This window comes from Desulfoplanes formicivorans (genome assembly GCF_001748225.1).
GTDB classification, from domain to species: domain Bacteria; phylum Desulfobacterota; class Desulfovibrionia; order Desulfovibrionales; family Desulfomicrobiaceae; genus Desulfoplanes; species Desulfoplanes formicivorans.
Window position 1 is genome coordinate 269,217 of record NZ_BDFE01000015.1, and the last position, 17,535, is coordinate 286,751.

General features: G+C 53.4%; 15 protein-coding genes. 8 read left to right on the top strand and 7 right to left on the bottom strand.

The genetic code is table 11. From position 1 onward, the window contains the following. Window positions 1-26 precede the first annotated feature (26 nt). Together DPF_RS06155 and DPF_RS06160 are read right to left on the bottom strand one after the other, a co-directional pair. Window positions 27-1,124: a TRAP transporter substrate-binding protein gene (locus DPF_RS06155; protein WP_083254507.1), complete on the bottom strand. Its 1,098-nt coding sequence runs from the start codon at window positions 1,122-1,124 to the stop codon at window positions 27-29. 381 nt (window positions 1,125-1,505) lie between these two features. Further along, window positions 1,506-2,342 (bottom strand): amidohydrolase family protein, encoded by an 837-nt coding sequence (locus DPF_RS06160; protein WP_069858094.1) that lies wholly within the window; start codon window positions 2,340-2,342, stop codon window positions 1,506-1,508. A 325-nt stretch (window positions 2,343-2,667) separates the two neighbouring features. On the opposite strand from DPF_RS06160, the gene DPF_RS06165 reads away from it, so the two are divergent. Both DPF_RS06165 and DPF_RS06170 read left to right on the top strand, forming a co-directional pair. After that, window positions 2,668-3,405 (top strand): sulfite exporter TauE/SafE family protein, encoded by a 738-nt coding sequence (locus DPF_RS06165; protein WP_069858096.1) that lies wholly within the window; start codon window positions 2,668-2,670, stop codon window positions 3,403-3,405. After that, the gene (locus DPF_RS06170; RefSeq protein ID WP_083254508.1) at window positions 3,402-4,844 is read left to right on the top strand and encodes a sigma-54 interaction domain-containing protein; all 1,443 of its coding nucleotides are present in this window, start codon (window positions 3,402-3,404) and stop codon (window positions 4,842-4,844) included. The genes DPF_RS06165 and DPF_RS06170 overlap by 4 nt, the downstream gene beginning before the upstream one ends. A 205-nt stretch (window positions 4,845-5,049) precedes the next feature. On the opposite strand, the gene DPF_RS06175 is transcribed toward DPF_RS06170, so the two are convergent. Further along, window positions 5,050-5,622, bottom strand: coding sequence for a TetR/AcrR family transcriptional regulator (locus DPF_RS06175; RefSeq protein ID WP_069858099.1), 573 nt, complete (start codon window positions 5,620-5,622; stop codon window positions 5,050-5,052). A 174-nt stretch (window positions 5,623-5,796) separates the two neighbouring features. Continuing rightward, on the bottom strand, window positions 5,797-6,375 hold the full coding sequence (locus tag DPF_RS06180; RefSeq protein WP_069858101.1) for a DNA-3-methyladenine glycosylase I: 579 nt from the start codon (window positions 6,373-6,375) through the stop codon (window positions 5,797-5,799). Window positions 6,376-6,747: 372 nt separating this feature from the next. On the opposite strand from DPF_RS06180, the gene nifU reads away from it, so the two are divergent. After that, window positions 6,748-7,602 (top strand): Fe-S cluster assembly protein NifU, encoded by an 855-nt coding sequence (gene nifU, locus DPF_RS06190; RefSeq protein WP_069858104.1) that lies wholly within the window; start codon window positions 6,748-6,750, stop codon window positions 7,600-7,602. A 4-nt stretch (window positions 7,603-7,606) separates the two neighbouring features. Continuing rightward, entirely contained in the window at window positions 7,607-8,803 is a 1,197-nt protein-coding gene (gene nifS, locus DPF_RS06195) for a cysteine desulfurase NifS (protein ID WP_069858105.1), read from the top strand. A 273-nt stretch (window positions 8,804-9,076) separates the two neighbouring features. Here nifS and DPF_RS06200 read toward each other — a convergent pair whose 3' ends face one another. Beyond that, complete coding sequence (locus DPF_RS06200; RefSeq protein WP_069858107.1) at window positions 9,077-9,820, bottom strand: AraC family transcriptional regulator; 744 nt, start codon at window positions 9,818-9,820, stop codon at window positions 9,077-9,079. A 138-nt stretch (window positions 9,821-9,958) separates the two neighbouring features. Between DPF_RS06200 and DPF_RS06205 the strand changes: the two genes are divergently transcribed. Together DPF_RS06205 and DPF_RS06210 are read left to right on the top strand one after the other, a co-directional pair. After that, window positions 9,959-11,158 (top strand): MFS transporter, encoded by a 1,200-nt coding sequence (locus tag DPF_RS06205; RefSeq protein ID WP_069858109.1) that lies wholly within the window; start codon window positions 9,959-9,961, stop codon window positions 11,156-11,158. 275 nt (window positions 11,159-11,433) lie between these two features. Beyond that, window positions 11,434-11,808 (top strand): NifB/NifX family molybdenum-iron cluster-binding protein, encoded by a 375-nt coding sequence (locus DPF_RS06210; protein WP_069858111.1) that lies wholly within the window; start codon window positions 11,434-11,436, stop codon window positions 11,806-11,808. Between the two features lie 151 nt (window positions 11,809-11,959). Here the strand turns inward: DPF_RS06210 and ade are convergent, their stop codons facing one another. Together ade and DPF_RS06220 are read right to left on the bottom strand one after the other, a co-directional pair. Continuing rightward, window positions 11,960-13,699 carry an adenine deaminase gene (gene ade, locus DPF_RS06215; protein ID WP_069858113.1) on the bottom strand — a complete coding sequence of 580 codons (1,740 nt, stop codon included), beginning with the start codon at window positions 13,697-13,699 and terminating at the stop codon, window positions 11,960-11,962. Between the two features lie 324 nt (window positions 13,700-14,023). Continuing rightward, a complete protein-coding gene (locus DPF_RS06220; protein ID WP_069858115.1) occupies window positions 14,024-14,506 on the bottom strand; it encodes a methylated-DNA--[protein]-cysteine S-methyltransferase in 483 nt (160 codons plus the stop codon). Between the two features lie 244 nt (window positions 14,507-14,750). Here DPF_RS06220 and DPF_RS06225 point away from each other — a divergent pair, with 244 nt between their 5' ends. Continuing rightward, a complete protein-coding gene (locus tag DPF_RS06225) occupies window positions 14,751-16,031 on the top strand; it encodes an ATP-binding protein (protein WP_083254509.1) in 1,281 nt (426 codons plus the stop codon). Then, window positions 16,028-17,404 carry a sigma-54-dependent transcriptional regulator gene (locus DPF_RS06230; RefSeq protein WP_069858117.1) on the top strand — a complete coding sequence of 459 codons (1,377 nt, stop codon included), beginning with the start codon at window positions 16,028-16,030 and terminating at the stop codon, window positions 17,402-17,404. The genes DPF_RS06225 and DPF_RS06230 overlap by 4 nt, the downstream gene beginning before the upstream one ends. The last annotated feature ends 131 nt before the right edge of the window (window positions 17,405-17,535 follow it).

The following is a 17,535-nucleotide window of genomic DNA, read 5'->3' on the forward strand; positions in this document are numbered from 1 at the left end:
TTGTTTCCTCGTATCTCACTAGAAAATTACAGGGAGGTGGCTACAGCGTTGTAGAGCCCCTTGTTCGTTCCGGAATCGGCATCTCCCACAGCCACATAGTCGTCCGTCTGGGTCGCGGCCACCATATCGAAAAGCTCCTGGGGAATTGAACTGCGGTACTTGTCCCAGACGGAGCGGGTCTTGTCCTTGAAGGCCTGGAGTTCCTCGGGAGTCAGGAAATGCACGGCAATGCCCTGGTCCTGAAATTTTTTGGTGGCAACCTCTTCCAGAGTTTTTGTTATTCCCCGCTGATAGACAAGGGCCTCGTGAGCGGCTTCGGAAATGATGCGCTGCTGTCGGGCATCAAGCTTGTTCCAGAACTCGTTGTTCACCATGAGCATATGCATGCTGTAATTATGACGGGAATCTATGGCCGACTTGATGACCTCGTTATGCTTGGCATCGCAGAGCAGGGAAAAGGTATTGCCTTCGCCGTCCACTGTACCCTGCTGCATGGCGGTATAGGTTTCACCCCAGGCCACCGGCGTAGGACTCATGCCCAGGGCCTCGGCCGTGGCAATTTCCACAGGCGAGGAGGTCACCCGGACCTTGAGGCCCTCAACCGTATCAACCGTGGAAATGGGCCGCCCCGTGGTCACGAAATTACGGTACCCGTATTCGCTGAACATGACCGGACGAAGGTTGATCTTTTCGGCCAGGTTGTCGAAATATTTACCCAAAGGACCGTTATCCAAGGCATCATAGAGATTTTTCTGATATTTGATATCCGTGACATAGGGGAGATCAAAGATCATGAAGTCATTGGAAAAGTTGGCCATGTTCGGCGAAGAGCTGGAGGCCATTTCCAGGGAACCGCTCTGGGCGGATTCCATGCCCACTCGGTCGGAGCCAAGCATGCAACTGCCATACACCTCGACAACGATCTTGCCTTTTGACTTTTCCTTCACCAGTTCGGCGAATTTCTCATACCCCAGGGTCACATTGTTTCCCGGTGCCATGGGATGGGCCAGCCGGATCTTCACCACCTCGGTCCGACTCTTCCCGGCATAGGCATGAAAACCCAGCACAATAACTGCCCAGCCCAAAAGCAGGGCCCCATAGAGCCACGTTTTACGATCAATCATCGGTCCCCCTCGAATTGTTTCAGTTACGGATGAGACATGGTGCCCCGAAGGTCAGCAAGAGACATACCACGGATACGTACAATCTCCAGGTTCCTGTAAAATGAAACTTTTTGCCGTTCTCTCCAGGCCCGTCCCTGTTCGGGAAGCAGAAGCCTTCAGGACAGACAGAAACGGTGCCGTATTTGGTGCAAAAAAACACCAATACTTGTGCAAAAAATCACGTTTCCCCTCAAAGCTTCCATATGCCGTACAAATAGCGTAGCGGTGCAAATCTGCATCCTGATGCAAAACAGCATCTTGAGAAAATAATCACTTGGAATAACATTAAAAATCCCCGAAAAACAGGGTTTCCGGGGATTGTGCAGGCAACAGAATCAGCAACTACATCCCGAGAATGCGGGCGGCATTGCCATACATGACCTTTTCGTACACCTCGTTTTCAAAGGGAAGATTGGCGTATTTTTCAAGCTGTTCGCGGTAGTCGATAAAGGGGTGGGCCGAAGCAAAAAGCATCTTGTCGGCAATGAGCTCGTTGGCGGCCGTGGTGTAGGCTTCTGCATGGGGCCAGAGTTCGTATTCGGACATCTCAATGAATACGTTTTTGTTACGCTGGGTAACGATAATGGCCTCATCCACCCAGGGATATCCACCATGGCTCATGATGATCTTGAGCTCGGGGAAATCACGGGCCACAAAATCAATGTACCGCGGGGCAACGTGATCAATGACCGCACCCGGAACAAAACTGGCTGTTCCCGTGGTCATGATGACGGGGATCTCAAGCTCGCAGCACTTGGCGTAAAGGGGATAATACCGGGCATCATTGGGATAGATCTTGGCCAGATAGGGATCAATGGCCGCTCCCTGAATGCCGTCGTGTTGCGTCACGGCCTGCTCCAAATCACGGATGGCGGCCATGCCCTTGTGGGGGTCAATACCCCAGAAACCAATAAACTTTTCAGGGCACTTCTCACAGAATTCCAGCAGGCTGCCATTGCCATTGGCCATGGAGGCATATGTGCTTTCGCAGTCGCGTCCCGTGATAACGGCCTTGACGATATGATTCTCGTCCATACCCTTTATGATGGCGTCAAAGGATTCGGGCTTGCATTTTTCAAAATGGATGGCCTCGCAAAGGTCCTTGAACATCTTGCTGTTGGCAATACCATTGACCACTTCCGGAGTATGGGGTCTGAATCTGAAATCAATGACGTTCATGGAAATATCTCCTGTTAAGTTTTCACATTGAATGCTGCACCCGATAGCAAGGTTGATACCAAAAGCAGCACTCAATCCCGGCCTGTTTTTTGCTGACAAAAAGGTCGTTACGGGTCCATCCGGTTTCCATGCCGCGCCTGCCTGCACCTGTCCGGGACCATGAGCCCGGCATGTCCCTTCCCCTCAAAACAGTGGGATTCGACAGCCTGACCCAGGCAAGAAACCGACGTGCCGCAGTACGCCAGCCCTGCTGCTGAGAAGGGGCCAGCACACGGACACGCACGCCCGTACCGAAGCAACCCTTTTTTGCAGCGAGAAAATAGCCATGGGATTATTTGTGTTCTGTGCCGCCTGGTTCATTGCCGGGTTTGTGAATCATGTTGTGGGCCTGGGAGCGGCCATGGTGGCCATGCCCATTGCGGTTCATTTCATGCCCCTGAATCTGGCCGTTCCCAGCTCCACGCTGATCGTTCTGGTGCTGAACATGCAACTGGCCTGGACCTACCGGCAGAGCATTCGCTGGGAACATCTGCTCTATGTCCTGATGGGGGGAATGGTGGGAGCCATTGGGGGTATAGCCCTTGTTACGTCCTTTCATGACGAGAGTCTGGAAAGGTTGATGGGAATGTTTCTCATCGCCTATGCGGTGTACTCCCTGTTTTTCGAGAAAAAGGAACCCCAAGGTGTTTACCCTGTGTGGGGCATACCAACGGGCATCTGCTCCACCTTTTTGGGCACGGCCTTTGGATTCAACGGGCCACCTCTGGCGATTTTTGCCACCCTTTCCGGCTGGAGCGCCGACGAGGCCAAGGGGTTTCTCGGGGCTTCATTCATCATCACCTGCAGTGCCATTATCACCGGGCAGACATTGGCCGGATTGCAAACCGGGCAGACCCTGCTCAACTTCGCCCTGGCCTGTCCGGCATCTCTTGTGGGAGGCCTCATGGGAATACGCTTTTCCAGACGGTTCTTCCGCACATCCAACCGCAAACTCCTGCTGGGCGTCCTCTTGTTTGCCGGCATTTCCCTGGTCATGCCTCTTTCCAAGGAGCTGTTTCAATGAATCTGAATCTCAACAGACATCGACACCACATCCTTCAAGAACGCAAAAGCCTCATTGCCACCTACCTGTGCAATGTGTTCGACACGCTCAATGACGGATTGTACATCACGGATAAAAACGGAGTGACCCTGGCGGTGAACTCCATGTACGAGAATCTCACGGGGCTGAAAGCCGAGGATCTGCTGGGGAAAAATGTTGCCGAGCTGGTGGAAACAGGGATTTTCGACCTGGCCCTCAACCCCGAGGTCGTTCAGAAGAAAAAAACCGTCACAGCCGTGCAGGTCAACCGCAAGACACGCAAGGTGGTCCTGATTGCCCATCCCATATTCGACTATGACGATGATGTGGAAATGGTGGTCACCTATGTCCGGGATATTGCCCTCATCTCCCAGCTCAAGGACCAGGTAGCTGCCCAGCGCCAGCTCATTGATTCCTTTCAAATGTCCATCAAGCAGGACAACTCGTCCCTGTACCTGACCCCCAAAAGCGCCATCATGCGGCAATTGTTCAAACAGGTACGCAAGGTGGCCAAGACTGATGCAACGGTCCTGTATCTGGGCGAAACCGGCGTGGGCAAGGATGTCATGGCCAAGGAACTGCACAGGAACAGCCCGCGCAAGGACAAATCATTCTTCAAGGTCGATTGCACCTGTATCCCGGAAAACCTCATCGAGTCGGAACTCTTTGGCTATGCTCCGGGGGCCTTTTCCGGAGCCGATTCCAGGGGCAAACTGGGACTCTTTGAAATGGCGGACAAGGGAACCCTGTTTCTCGACGAAATCGGCGAGCTGCCTCTGGCCATGCAGGGCAAGCTGCTTCGGGTCCTGCAGGACGGCGACATCCAGCGGATAGGCGCCACCACCACCAAAAAAATCAATGTCCGGATCATTGCAGCCACCAATCGTAACCTGGCCGAAGAAGTGAAAAAGGGAAACTTCAGAAGCGATCTCTTTTACCGGCTGCGCGTGGCGGTCATCAACATCCCCCCTTTGCGGGAACGGGGAGAGGATCTTTTCGAGCTCATCTATTTTTTCATCAAACAGTTCAACAGGCGCTACAAACGGCAGGTCACCCTTTCCTCCATGGCCGAAGAAACCATGCTCAACTACGCCTGGCCCGGCAATCTGCGTGAACTGGAAAATCTGATCCACAGCCTGGTTGTCACCTGTGACAACAACAAGATTCAGGTGGAAGATCTCCCGGCGGCCATGGTGGCCAAAAGCACGGTGGACAATACATGCCGAGCCCTCAACATGGGACTGGAGGATTTCAGCGGCAAGAGTTTCAAGGACATTGTCACGGAATTCGAAACCCAGATTCTCAAAAACGCCGTTTCGGTCTACGGATCCATTCCCAAGGCAGCCAAGGCCCTGGACCTGAACCGGAGCACGGTGTTTCGCAAACTGCAAAAGGCCGGATTCACGGAAGTTGACACCTAAAACACAGCCGGGTCCTCACGTTGAGGGAACGGAACTCTCGGACCGACATGAAAATTGTGGGTACACGACCTTTTTGATTCATGGGTCAATGTTTCAGACTGAGGAAAAAAACCCGCGGATATCCCCACAAAGCCATAACGCCCCTGTTCTGCCGGCAGAACAGGGGCGTTATGGCTTGTGTCATGTGCGACGAGAAAAATTCGAATCATTCCTTGCCAGGCCAGGGCAACCAGGGCAGTCCCTGACGCAACCCCCGCCGGATCTGCTCGGCCGAATCCTGCCTGTAACCATACACCCGTACACCAAAAATATGCAGCATGATGCTGGTGGCGCGATCCCGGCTCACCTCTCTGGAGTACTCCTTTTCCAGATACGTACGAAAAAGTGCCTCCACCTCGTTGAGTTTGGCATCAGCCAAGCTTTGCAGCTCGCTTTTCTCATGAGCCAGTTCGAGCTGGGTCTTGACGAGAAAACAGCTGGTATAGTCGGCAGCAGTGGTTTCACCAACGATTTGCTCGAAAACCGCACAAATACCTTCCCCTACACTTGGTGCGCCATCCAATACGGCACGAAGCTGCTCCTTTCTCTTGCGGGCATACCGTTCCAGGGCTTCCCGGAACAACCCCTCCTTGTTGGTGAAAGACAGGTAGATGGAACCAGGCTTGAGGCCGGTGACATTGACTACCTGCTGCATGGAAGAACCGCTGTACCCCTTTTCCCAGAACAGTTCGATTACCTTGTCGAGGACTTCTTCTCTGTCAAATTGGGCTCTTGCCATGATTGTTCCTTTATCTGCTTGTGCAGGACACCATCTCGCACAGGTTTATTGACCGGGTGGAAGTTGAATATTCATTCAATCTGCAATTGACAAGGATTTTTGCCTTTACCGCAGGACACACAGGCAACAGGAAGACGTGTCGTCCCCCGGAATCAGCTGCAGCATCCCCTCAGGTCAGCTTGTTGCCAAGGCCACGATTTCCCGGTGCCGGAAGCAATCCACGGTGTGATCGTTGACCATGCCCACCGCCTGCATGAATGCATAGCAGATGACAGGCCCGAAAAAACAAATCCCCAGTTTGTTCATTTCCCTGCTTATCCTCTGGGATAAATCGGTTTGGTCAGGCACGTCATCCACACACGTCCACTGATTCTGAATGGGCTCACCATCAACGTACTGCCAGAGATACGCATCCAGAGAGCCGTATCGTTCCTGGATGCCCAGAACGGCCCGGGCGTTCCTTATGGCCGAGGTAATCTTGAGACGATTGCGGATGATGCCGGGTTCGGCGAGAAGACGTTGTACATCGGCCTGAGTATACCGGGCCATGCGTTGGCAATCAAACCCCTCAAACGCTTTTATGTACTGCTCACGACGTCTCAGGATGGTCAGCCAGCTGAGTCCTGCCTGAGCGCCTTCCAGAATCAACAATTGGAACAGAAGCCGGTCATCATGAAGAGGAACACCCCATTCTGTATCGTGGTAGGCCACGTACAACGGGTCGCTACCACACCATGTGCATCTGTTTTTCATATATCTCCTTGCAGGTACGCGTCATGAACATGGCGGTCTGCCCGGCAGGGGACCCCTTGCCGTTTTTTTGAACAAAAAGCGATAAAACACCCTTGACGACATCAGGATACATTTTTATTTGAATATGCGTTCAAATGAACCTGCTTGTCGGGAGAAATCAGACACCATACCCTGCCGCTGCGCCATGGGGAACAACCCATCACGTTCTGCCGGTATCAAGGATACATCCCACTGAACCGTTGCGATGCCTTCCTGTCCACCTCTCCGACCAACAAGCTGACGTTTGAAATCCGCACAAACGCAGAGACATGCCAATACGAAACGCCAATCCCGGCCATACTTTTTCATGCACACCCATCCAGGAGAACGTCTATGTGGGAATATACCGATGCAGTCAAAGACCATTTTTTCAACCCCAGAAACGCAGGAGTCATTGAGGACGCCGACGGTGTCGGCGAAGTGGGTTCCCTGGCCTGCGGTGACGCCCTGACTCTGTACATCAAGGTACAAGACGGCATTATCACCGACGCCAAATTCAAAACCTTTGGATGCGCCAGCGCCATTGCTTCCAGTTCGGCCTTGACCGAGCTGATCATCGGCAAAACCGTGGAAGAAGCGGAAAAGCTGACCAACAAGGACATTGCCAATTACCTGGGCGGTCTGCCCCGGGAAAAAATGCATTGTTCCGTCATGGGCCAGGAAGCCCTGGAACAGGCCATCAAGAACATGCGTGGTGAAGCAGGCCCCAAGGCCGAGCACTCCCACGAAGGAAATCTTGTCTGTGAATGCTTTGGTATTTTTGACGAGGAAATCCTGCGGGCCATCAAGGAAAACGACCTGCAAACCGTGGAAGATGTGACCAACTTCACCAAGGCCGGTGGTGGCTGCGGCAAATGTGTCGACGAGATTGCCCGGCTTCTGCGCCAGGCACGGGGAGAAACATCCTGTCCCGCCCCCTGCAAGGCTCCGGCCTTTCCGGCTGAAGGCATGACCAACATCCAGCGCATGCACCTCATTGAATCGGTCATGGACCAGGACATCCGTCCCATCCTCCAGGCTGACGGTGGCAACATCCAACTCATTGACATTGAAAAAAAACAGGTCACCGTCAAATTCACGGGCATGTGCTCAAGCTGCCCGTCCAGCAAGGCAACCCTGGAAAATCTGGTGGAAGCCAAACTCAGGGAAAAAGTCGATCCCGACATCAAGGTCATTCTGGAGGACTAAACAGATGCATACCATATATCTGGACAATAACGCCACCACCCGTGTGGACCCCAAGGTTTTCGAAGCCATCAAGCCCTATTTCACCGAACTCTATGGCAACCCCTCTTCCATGCACCGCTTTGGCGGACAGGTGGGCGGAAAAATCAGGGAAGCCCGGGACCAGGTGGCCCACTTCCTGGGGTGTGATGCCAGGGAGATCATCTTTACCTCCTGCGGGTCCGAGTCCGATAATACCGCCATCAGATCCGCCCTGGAAGCCTTCCCGGAAAAGAAACACATCATCACCACAGCCGTGGAGCATCCGGCCATTTTGAGCCTGTGCACCCACTTGGAGAAAAAGAAAGGATACGAGGTCACCTATCTGTCCACGGATGAACACGGCAGGCTGGATCTTGAAGAATACAAACAAGCCTTCCGTCCGGACACCGCCATTGTGTCCGTCATGTGGGCCAACAATGAAACCGGCAATATATATCCCATTGAAAAGATGGCTCATATTGCCCGGGAAAACGGCGTGATTTTCCACACGGACGCTGTGCAGGCCGTGGGCAAGGTGGATATCAATCTGTCCGCAATCCCCGTGGACATGCTCTCCCTTTCCGGGCACAAGCTCCATGCACCCAAGGGAGTAGGGGCCCTGTACGTACGCAAGGGTCTTGCCTTTCATCCGTTTCTCATCGGCGGCCACCAGGAGCGCGGCCGACGGGCAGGAACAGAAAACACCACCGGCATCGTGGCTCTGGGCAAGGCATGCGAGCTGGCCCAAACCAACATGGAAGCGGAAAACACCACGGTGAAAGCCCTGCGCGACCGACTGGAAACCGGTATTTTGCAAGCCATTCCCCATACCAGGGTCAACGGCGACCCGGAGAACCGTCTGCCCAACACCACCAACATCTCCTTTGGATATGTGGAAGGGGAGGCCATTCTGCTCATGATGGATCAGGTCGGCATCTGTGCCAGTTCGGGATCGGCGTGCACCTCCGGCTCTCTGGAGCCTTCCCACGTGCTCATGGCCATGAACGTGCCCTTTACCTTTGCCCACGGATCCATCCGGTTCAGCTTGAGTCGATTCACCACCCAGGAAGATATTGATTTCGTGTTGCAGACCATGCCGTCTCTCATTGAAAACCTGCGTACCCTCTCTCCCTTTTCCGAGGAAAAGGAAGCACCAGCCATAACCAAACGTTTTGCCAAATAACCCCAAGGCGTAAGCATGCACACCGCTGCAGGGCCCGGTTGTGCTGGAAAATCCAAAAGACTGGAACCCATATTCCTTCCGGCCCGTAAACATCCAGGGGCATCGTCCTTCTCCTGAAAGACGATGCCCCTGGTATATGATGCAGCCGGGTATAATGTGCAGGCTGGGCCCGGAAACCACATACAGCAAGCTCTTCCATGACATGGAACAAGGACGAGCCTTCTCCCTGTCCCGCCAGACGACCCTCTTTTGGAACAAGCCCCTTTTGAACCATCATCCGTACTCAAAATAATGACCCGGGGTTTTTCCGAGCGCCTTTTTGAACATGGATATGAATGCACTCGGACTCTCATATCCCAGATCAATGGCAACGGAAGTGACAGGTTCCTTTTCTGCCAGCCGTCGCAATGATTCCAAAATCCGTATCTGCTGTCTCCACTGCCCAAAACTCATACCTGTTTCCGATTGAAAAAGTCGGGTCAAAGTACGCCTGGTAGCCCCCACAATCCTTCCCCATTCATCCAAGGTTTTTTTGTCCCCAGGATGTTTTAGTAATGCGGAAAATATTTTTTTGAGCCGGAGATCCCTGGGAATGGGAAGACGCAGCGATTTCAAATCCACGGCATGAATCTGATCCAGAAGTACCTTTACCAGTCGTTCTTCCGGCCCGCCAAGGGGATATGGTTGCGGCATGCTGACCACATGCAAAATAAGTTCTTTCAGCAGGGGAGACACGGCCACAACACAGCACCCTTGGGGAAAACCGGAAGAATAATCGGGGTCAATATACAACGTCCTCACGGACAAGGGACCAGATGTCCGTCGCTGATGCCGCATCCTGGCCGGAATCCAGATGGCCCGAAAAGGAGGAACAACCCAGATCCCGTCATCTGTCGTCACCGTCATCACGCCCGAAGAGGCATAGAGAAGCTGCGAGCGTGCATGATGGTGAAACGATGTAACATGCCCGGCTGGAAAATCTTTTGCCAAAGCAACAACCGGACGGGGAAGGGCCATGAAGCTCCGGGTCGCATCGGAAGCAACAGAGATTGTCTCATTTGCGATATTTGTTGTCTTCATATCGAAAGTTCAAAACATGATTGCATGTCAGCTTTCCCCCTAACCGACTCGATCATGACGTAAGGGGGAGAGGTCATGAAAAACCGATTCATCTGGATGTTGTCTCTGGGACACCTGGTAACGGATATCAACCAGGGGGCGTTACCGGCCTTGTTGCCCTTTTTTATCACCGAGTATGATCTCTCGTACACGGCAGCGGCCAGTATTGTTTTTGCCGCCAATGTGGCTTCAAGTATTATTCAACCCTTGTTCGGCCTTGCTGCCGATAGATTTTCCAAACCATGGTTGCTGTCCGCAGGCTTGATGACCGCTGGTCTCGGCCTTGGAATGAGCGGATTCTGCACGACATACCAACTCATCATGGTGCTGGCCGTTGTAAGTGGGATCGGCATTGCTGCCTACCATCCCGAAGCGGCAAGGCTGGTCCATTTTGCAGCGGGCAATCATAAAAATACAGCCATGAGCATTTTCGGGGTTGGCGGAAATATCGGTTTTGCCGTGGGTCCTGTTTTCATAACCACTGCACTCATGCAATGGGGGTTACCCGGCACAGTCGTCCTTATTGTTCCTGTTTCTATCATGGCCATGGTTATGGCGACCCAGTATTCCGCATTCAGCCAACTGACACAGGTCACGAAGCACTCCCCCAAAGTACCCGGCAGCCGGCAAGAGCAAGAAGACTGGTGGGCGTTTCTACGATTGACCGTTGTCATCATCGGGAGATCCATCATCTTTTTCGGGCTGAATACCTTCATACCTATCTATTGGGCAAGCCACCTGAATCAGTCACAAGTTGCAGGGTCACTGGCTCTTTCATTTTTCGCTGTCTCCGGCATCATGGGCAACCTGGCGGGCGGCAACCTGGCAGACAGATGGGGTCAGAAACGGGTCATCATCATGGGATTTCTGGGACTGACATTGTTTTTGCCCATTTTCATCTTCATTGAAAATGCCCACATGGCCCTGCTGGTGATGATCCCCATCGGATTCTTCCTGTACGCAACCTTCAGCCCTTCCATTGTCCTTGGGCAAAGCTATCTTCCCCATCGCGTGGGGCTGTCTTCGGGTATTACCCTCGGGGTGGCCATCTCCATCGGAGGCGCTGCCACACCGTTCCTTGGCAAAATTGCCGACGTCTATGGCATATGGTTCGCCATGGTTGCTGCTGCATACTTGCCGGTATTCTTTGCTCTCGTGGCCATGAGTCTGCCTGATCCCCGAAAGATCAGGGCCAGGGTGAATCCCCGGTCCTCACGCGACCAGCAGCGTGCCTGATCGCCCAAAAGGCCTGGAGGCAGACAAAACGACGTTTCTCCCCGGGGTGAATCAACTGATCCTGAACAACCAATGCTCCAGTAAAGTCTTCATCAACAATGCCCCGCAGCAAGGAGTTACCCGTAACAGATGATATGAACGAACCGGTTTGTGCCCATTGCATCCGACAGGTTGTTGCCTTGAAAAAGAACGCGGGTGGCGTTGACAGGAAGACATATCGTCCTTACTCCACCTGATCCGAGAACCAACAACATCTTGCTACAGGAAGGACGATCATGAAAATAGCACTGCCATCAAACGGAACCCATGTGGACGGTCACTTTGGTCATTGTGAGTTTTTCACCATTTTGACCCTGGATGATGCTCAAAACATTGTGGCAAGGGAAACCGTGACCCCTCCTCCCGGCTGTGGATGTAAATCCAATATCGTCAGCACCCTTGTGGAAAAGGGCGTTTCTGTCATGCTGGCCGGAAACATGGGGCAGGGCGCCGTCAATCTTCTGGAAGCCAACCATATCCAGGTTGTACGGGGCTGTTCCGGACCCATTGATGACGTGGTGGCCCAGTGGCTGGCAGGCAAGATTCAGGATCAACAGATTGTGTGTGATCACGTGGATTGCGGGCATCATGAAAGCCCGGATGCGAACTGAATCCGGCCAAGTGCGGCAGGGGAGTGCAACCCGCCCCTGCAACGCAATGACAAGGACCATGCAAAAAAAAGCAGCCTGAGACGTATGCGTCTCAGGCTGCTTTTTTTTGCATGGCATAAAACCGGACCTGTTGGAGATACGAAAAAGGAGATCAATCCCGGTCGGCTGCAACAGGCACAAAGGAAAACGTGGTTACATCAAAGAGCCCGCAGTCTGTGAGTTTCAAGGCCGGAATGACAGGCAGACTCATAAAACTGAGGGTCATAAACGGCTGTAATGCCGGGTTGATATGCAATGTTTGGGCAAGATCCAGCAGCTCTTTCATTTGTTGTGCAACCTTTTGAGCCGGCTGGTCGGACATCAGGCCTGCAATGGGCAGCGGGAGGTGGCCGAGCACTTTGCCTTCACGCACAAGGGTGATGCCGCCGCCCATTTCCTTGAGATCGTTGACGGCCACGAGCATATCTGCATCGTTGTCGCCCGCCACAACGATGTTGTGTGAATCGTGGGCAACGGTCGTTGCGACGGCCCCGTTTTGGATATGATAGTTTTCAAAAATGCCAAGACCGATGTTGCCGATGGCCTTGTGCCGTTCAATCACGGCAATTTTGGCAAGCCCTGCGTTGTCTTGTGCGTTAAAACACCCTTCCTCATCCAGAACAACGTTTCTGACGACGGACTCGGTCAGGATCGTTCCCGGAATAACGTGGATGGTGCGTACCTTGCTGCCGGAAACCTTGAGTTTGAAATCCTCAAGAGAAAGAGGGGGGATATGCACAGAGCTGCGAACAGACTGCCGCTCAAGTTCCCTGGGCTCCACAAGAAGGGTGCCGTCCTGAGCGATGTGCTCGCCCCGGGTGAACACGTGGCTTACTTCAAAGTCCACAAGATCCCGGACAACCATGATATCCGCGTCATACCCCGGCGCAATGCCCCCTTTGCCCTTGAGACCAAAACATGTGGCAGCATTCAATGTCCCGATGGTGATGGCCTGAAGTGCGTCCACGCCTTCTTCCACGGCAATCCTGAGGCTCTTGTTCAAATGGCCGTTGGCAAGAATGTCTGCTGGTTCACGATCGTCAGTGCAAAAGACACAGCGGTGATAATTGGCATTTGTAAGCCCTTTTACCAGGGCACGAAGGTCCTTTGTTGCGGAACCTTCACGAATGAGAACGTACATGCCAAGGCGAATGCGTTCGTGCATTTCTTCCACAGTGGAACACTCGTGGTCGGTTTTGATCCCGGAAGCTGCATAGGCAATGAGGTCACGCCCGGACAATCCAGGGCTATGTCCATCAACGCCACGCCCGCGTGAAGAAGCCATGCAGATTTTATCCAGCATTGCCGGATCGCTGTTGACGACAGCAGGGAAGTTCATCACTTCGGCAAGGCCGTGCACGCCTTCATGATCGATGAGGGTTGCAAGTTCTTTGGCGTCAAGTGTTGCCCCTGCATGTTCAAAGGGCGTGGCCGGTACACAGGACGGAAGCATGATGCGAACGTTGAGCGGAAGGTCCCTGGCCGCATCCAGCATGTATCGGATGCCTTCAAGGCCGCATACATTGGCGATTTCGTGGGGATCTGCAATAATGGTTGTTGTCCCGTAGGGCAAAACGCATCGTGCGAACTGGGCAGGAGAAACCAGGGAAGATTCAATGTGAACATGACCATCAATCAGGCCCGGCATAACGTATCCACCGGCAACATCGATGATTTTACCGGCCTCGTATTCACCGAATCCAACAATTTTGCCGTCACCAATGGCAACAGGGCGCTCAAAAATGGTTTGGGAAAAAACATCAACAACCTTGCAGTTCGTGATGAGCGTATCCACGGGAGTTCGCCCGGCAGCCATGTCTATACGCCGAGCAAGGGTTTCTCGATTACTCATGATCGTTTTCCTATGAATTGGCAGGACTGATTTGACTGGCTCCCCATACCTCGACAGGAACAACAACACCTCCTGTTGGAGGCAATGGGGACTTCAGCACGGGGTGGCATGAATAATATAATGAAACTACATTGTTCCGGGCAGTTAATACATTATTTGTGACCAACCATCAAGAAATTCTCCTGCATTGCCCGGTTGGCAACACTGATCACGAAACGTTGTGTTGCAACAGCGGCCTTGGGAAAAGGAATCATTTACCCGTGCATACCGGGAGCAGCTTCTACAACCGTGCTTGCCGGGAACAAAGGGGACAGGCGACACGATTCAAAGGTCTTGTTGTTCCGTATCAAGCAAAGCCTGCTTGATCCCAAGTCCAAAGGCAAACCCGGTAAGGGAACCATTGGTGCCAACGACCCGGTGGCAGGGGATGATGACCGGAATGGGGTTGTTTGCCGCGGCCATGCCCACAGCCCGCGCTCCATTGGGATTACCCAGAGACGTGGCCACCTCCTTGTAGGTGCGCACCTCGCCATAGGGTATGTCGCCAAGGACCTGCCACACCTTCTTCTGAAAAGGCGTTCCAAGGGGATTCAAAGGAACGGAAAAAACCTTTCGCGTCCCCTCCAGATATTCCTCAATCTGCTTCCGGATGTCCCTGAACAGTCCGGGGCTCCTGGTCCATGAGTCCTTGATGACAAGGGAACGCCTGCCTTCACCCGTGTCCATGTGCAGATTGGTCAGGCCGTTCTCATTGCCCACCAGAACAATACGGCACAAAGAGGTGTCAAACACCGTATAAGAAAACATGTCATTGCTCCCTGATTACGTTTTACTCTTTGTTACGTCAGGTTTCCTGTTTCCAGCACCTATTGATATGTTTTCCTGAATCTGATGCAACAGGAAACCTGACCTGAGCGCCGGTCCCTATCCGTCCAGGAGGGCCAAGAACCCCCAAACGCCCATTGCAATGTCATCCAAAGCCTTTTACGTACGCTGAAGTAGGAATGGAAAAGCTCCCTTGGCGTAAACCCTTCCAACACCATCATCTTGTATGCAACACCCTTCACTTGCACAATTTTTCGACTGGGGCATGATCCTTTTGGTCATGCTCTTCCTGGTCTGCATCATCCATTTCACGCCGGGTATCAATCCATGGATCGCGGGAACGGCTTTCCTTCTGCTGGGCGGCTACCATCTCTACACCAATCACCAGCAAACATGGGACCTTTTTCGTTCACCTGCCATTGCCACGATCCATCTGGGTATATCTCTTGTGCTCTGCGCTTTCATGGTCTGGAGCACCACCACACCCCAGGAAGAAAGTGCCTTTTGGGCCATATTTCTGCTCCCCATTCTGACGGCGGCCATGCGCATGGAACTGGAACCGACCCTGCTCGTTACCGTGGGCGCCACCATGCTCTATTTTCTCCTCATCCCCATGGATCAGTTTCCCACGGAAGAGCTCAGAGAAGATCTGCCGGAATTCATCACCCCGGCCCTGGTCTTTTTTCTGGTGGCGGTCCTGGTTCAATTTCTGGCCAGAACAATGCGCCACCAACTCCACAAACAGGTCGCCCTCAACCAATCCCTGCGTGAAAGCCAGCAATCCCTGAGAAACTCTCTGCACCAGCTGGCCGAGGCCAAAGAACAGCTCCACCGTCAGGAACGCCTGGCCGCCCTTGGCGAAATGGCTGCAGGCGTGGCCCATGAAATCAGAAACCCTCTGGGCATTGTGGCCTCATCAGCGCAATTGCTGGAAGATAAGGTTGCAGCCAGTGATAGCGAGGCCGAGGAATTATTGCACGTCATTGGGGAAGAAACCCACCGACTCAACAACCTGCTCAATGATTTTCTGGCCTTTGGACGACCCACAATCCCGCAGTTTCAGTCCTGTCAGATGCACACATTTTTGCGCACCTGCCTGGACCGCTTCAGCAACCTGCCCCAGACCAAGGATATCCGACTCGCCCTGTACTGTCAGCCTGACCTCCCGATGGTACGCATAGATCCCGATCTGATGGAACAAACGCTTTTGAACCTGATCCTCAACGCAGCAGAGGCCTCCTCACCGGGAGATACCATTGAAGTCACCTGCACGTACTCTGCAAACCAGCTCATCATTGGAATCCAGGATCAAGGCACGGGTATCCCCGAAGCAATCCGGGAAACCATTTTCACCCCCTTTTTCACCACAAAATCCAGGGGATCCGGGCTGGGACTGGCCAATGCCTTCAAGTACATCCAGGCCCACAACGGCAGGATTGATATCAAGGACACGTCCCCAGCAGGCACCTGTGTCCGCATCCTTTTGCCCACGGAGACTGCTCAATGACACCAGCACATATTCTGGTTGTTGATGACGAAAAAAACTATTGCGTGGTGCTTGGCCAGCTGTTGCGTCGCGAAGGATACACGGTCAGCACGGCGGACAACGCATTTGCAGCCCTGGATATCCTTGCCAGGGAACCCATCTCCCTGGTGCTTTCCGATTTGAAAATGCCCCGCATGGACGGTCTGGCCCTGTTTCAGAAAGTCCGTGAAGACATGGGTGATATGCCCTTTATCATCATGACCGCCTTTGCCACGGTACAAACGGCCCTGGAGTCCATTAAAAACGGTGTATACGATTACCTGCTCAAGCCTTTTGACAATGACAAGGTCCTGGTGACCATTAACCAGGCCCTCACCCTGTATCGCAGTCAACTCCAGATCCAGGCGCTGCAGATGCAGGTGGAAAACAGGTACGATCAGGAAATCATCGGCCAGGGACCTGCCCATCAAAAACTGATGAGGGAAATCGCCCTGGTAGCCAACGCCCCTTCGCCTGTTCTGATCACCGGAGAGACAGGGGTGGGCAAGGAACTGGTGGCTCGCAGCCTGCACAAGGCCAGCCCCAGGCATCACAACGCATGGGTGGCTGTCAATTGCGCTGCCCTGACCGAAACCCTGCTGGACAGCGAAATTTTCGGCCATGAGCGTGGAGCCTTTACCGGTGCTGCCCAACGCAAAAAAGGTCTGGCCGAGCTCGCTGACGGGGGAACCCTGTTTCTGGACGAAGTGGGAGAACTCCCCCTTGCCTTTCAAGCCAAACTGCTGCGCCTAGTGCAGGAAAAAAAATTTCGCCGGGTAGGGGGAACCGTAGAACTCTCCAGCAATATCAGAATACTGGCGGCCACCAACAGAGATCTGGCAACCATGGTCCAGGAAAAAACCTTTCGTCAGGATCTGTTTTTCCGGCTCCGGGTGGTGGAACTGCGCGTTCCTCCCTTGCGGGAACGGGCAGAAGATATCCCGCTTTTGGCCCTGTTTTTTCTCAAACGCCTGGCCAAGGAACTTGATCGACCGGTGCAGAAGATTGCCCCGGAAGCCATGAGCTGCCTTGAACGCTATACCTGGCCGGGCAATATCCGGGAACTGCGCAACGCCATTGAACGCGGTATCCTGTTCAGTTCCAAGACAATCCTTGAACGCGATGCCCTGCCCGAGGAAATCCGATATGCCGGAGAAAATCCTCCGGACCTTGCCTCACGCATGACCATGATCCCTCCCAACTTTTCCCTACCTGCACATCTTGAACGCATGGAACAAGAGATCATCAGCCAGGCCCTGATCCAGTGCCATGGCATCCAGGCCCGGGCAGCCGCCTGCCTGGGCATCAGCCGAAGCAATCTGCAATACAAACTCGGCAAACTGCACCTGGAATAAGCAAGAACAGACCGTGCCCAGCCCCCCGGACGTACTCTCCCCAGCAAACATCGCGCATGCTCGACAACCTCTGAGACCATTCCGCGAGCATCACCCGTGTGTTGTGCCCAAACAGGGCCAAACATCATTCA

What these genes read in the sequence shown, in the direction of transcription:
- DPF_RS06230 (WP_069858117.1), top strand. Translation starts at nt 16,028, where the DNA reads ATGACACCAGCACATATTCTGGTTGTTGATGACGAAAAAAACTATTGC.
- nifU (WP_069858104.1), top strand. Translation starts at nt 6,748, where the DNA reads ATGTGGGAATATACCGATGCAGTCAAAGACCATTTTTTCAACCCCAGA.
- DPF_RS06210 (WP_069858111.1), top strand. Translation starts at nt 11,434, where the DNA reads ATGAAAATAGCACTGCCATCAAACGGAACCCATGTGGACGGTCACTTT.
- DPF_RS06175 (WP_069858099.1), bottom strand. Translation starts at nt 5,622, where the DNA reads ATGGCAAGAGCCCAATTTGACAGAGAAGAAGTCCTCGACAAGGTAATC.
- DPF_RS06170 (WP_083254508.1), top strand. Translation starts at nt 3,402, where the DNA reads ATGAATCTGAATCTCAACAGACATCGACACCACATCCTTCAAGAACGC.
- ade (WP_069858113.1), bottom strand. Translation starts at nt 13,699, where the DNA reads ATGAGTAATCGAGAAACCCTTGCTCGGCGTATAGACATGGCTGCCGGG.
- DPF_RS06165 (WP_069858096.1), top strand. Translation starts at nt 2,668, where the DNA reads ATGGGATTATTTGTGTTCTGTGCCGCCTGGTTCATTGCCGGGTTTGTG.
- DPF_RS06180 (WP_069858101.1), bottom strand. Translation starts at nt 6,375, where the DNA reads ATGAAAAACAGATGCACATGGTGTGGTAGCGACCCGTTGTACGTGGCC.
- DPF_RS06220 (WP_069858115.1), bottom strand. Translation starts at nt 14,506, where the DNA reads ATGTTTTCTTATACGGTGTTTGACACCTCTTTGTGCCGTATTGTTCTG.
- DPF_RS06200 (WP_069858107.1), bottom strand. Translation starts at nt 9,820, where the DNA reads ATGGCCCTTCCCCGTCCGGTTGTTGCTTTGGCAAAAGATTTTCCAGCC.
- nifS (WP_069858105.1), top strand. Translation starts at nt 7,607, where the DNA reads ATGCATACCATATATCTGGACAATAACGCCACCACCCGTGTGGACCCC.
- DPF_RS06160 (WP_069858094.1), bottom strand. Translation starts at nt 2,342, where the DNA reads ATGAACGTCATTGATTTCAGATTCAGACCCCATACTCCGGAAGTGGTC.
- DPF_RS06205 (WP_069858109.1), top strand. Translation starts at nt 9,959, where the DNA reads ATGAAAAACCGATTCATCTGGATGTTGTCTCTGGGACACCTGGTAACG.
- DPF_RS06155 (WP_083254507.1), bottom strand. Translation starts at nt 1,124, where the DNA reads ATGATTGATCGTAAAACGTGGCTCTATGGGGCCCTGCTTTTGGGCTGG.
- DPF_RS06225 (WP_083254509.1), top strand. Translation starts at nt 14,751, where the DNA reads ATGCAACACCCTTCACTTGCACAATTTTTCGACTGGGGCATGATCCTT.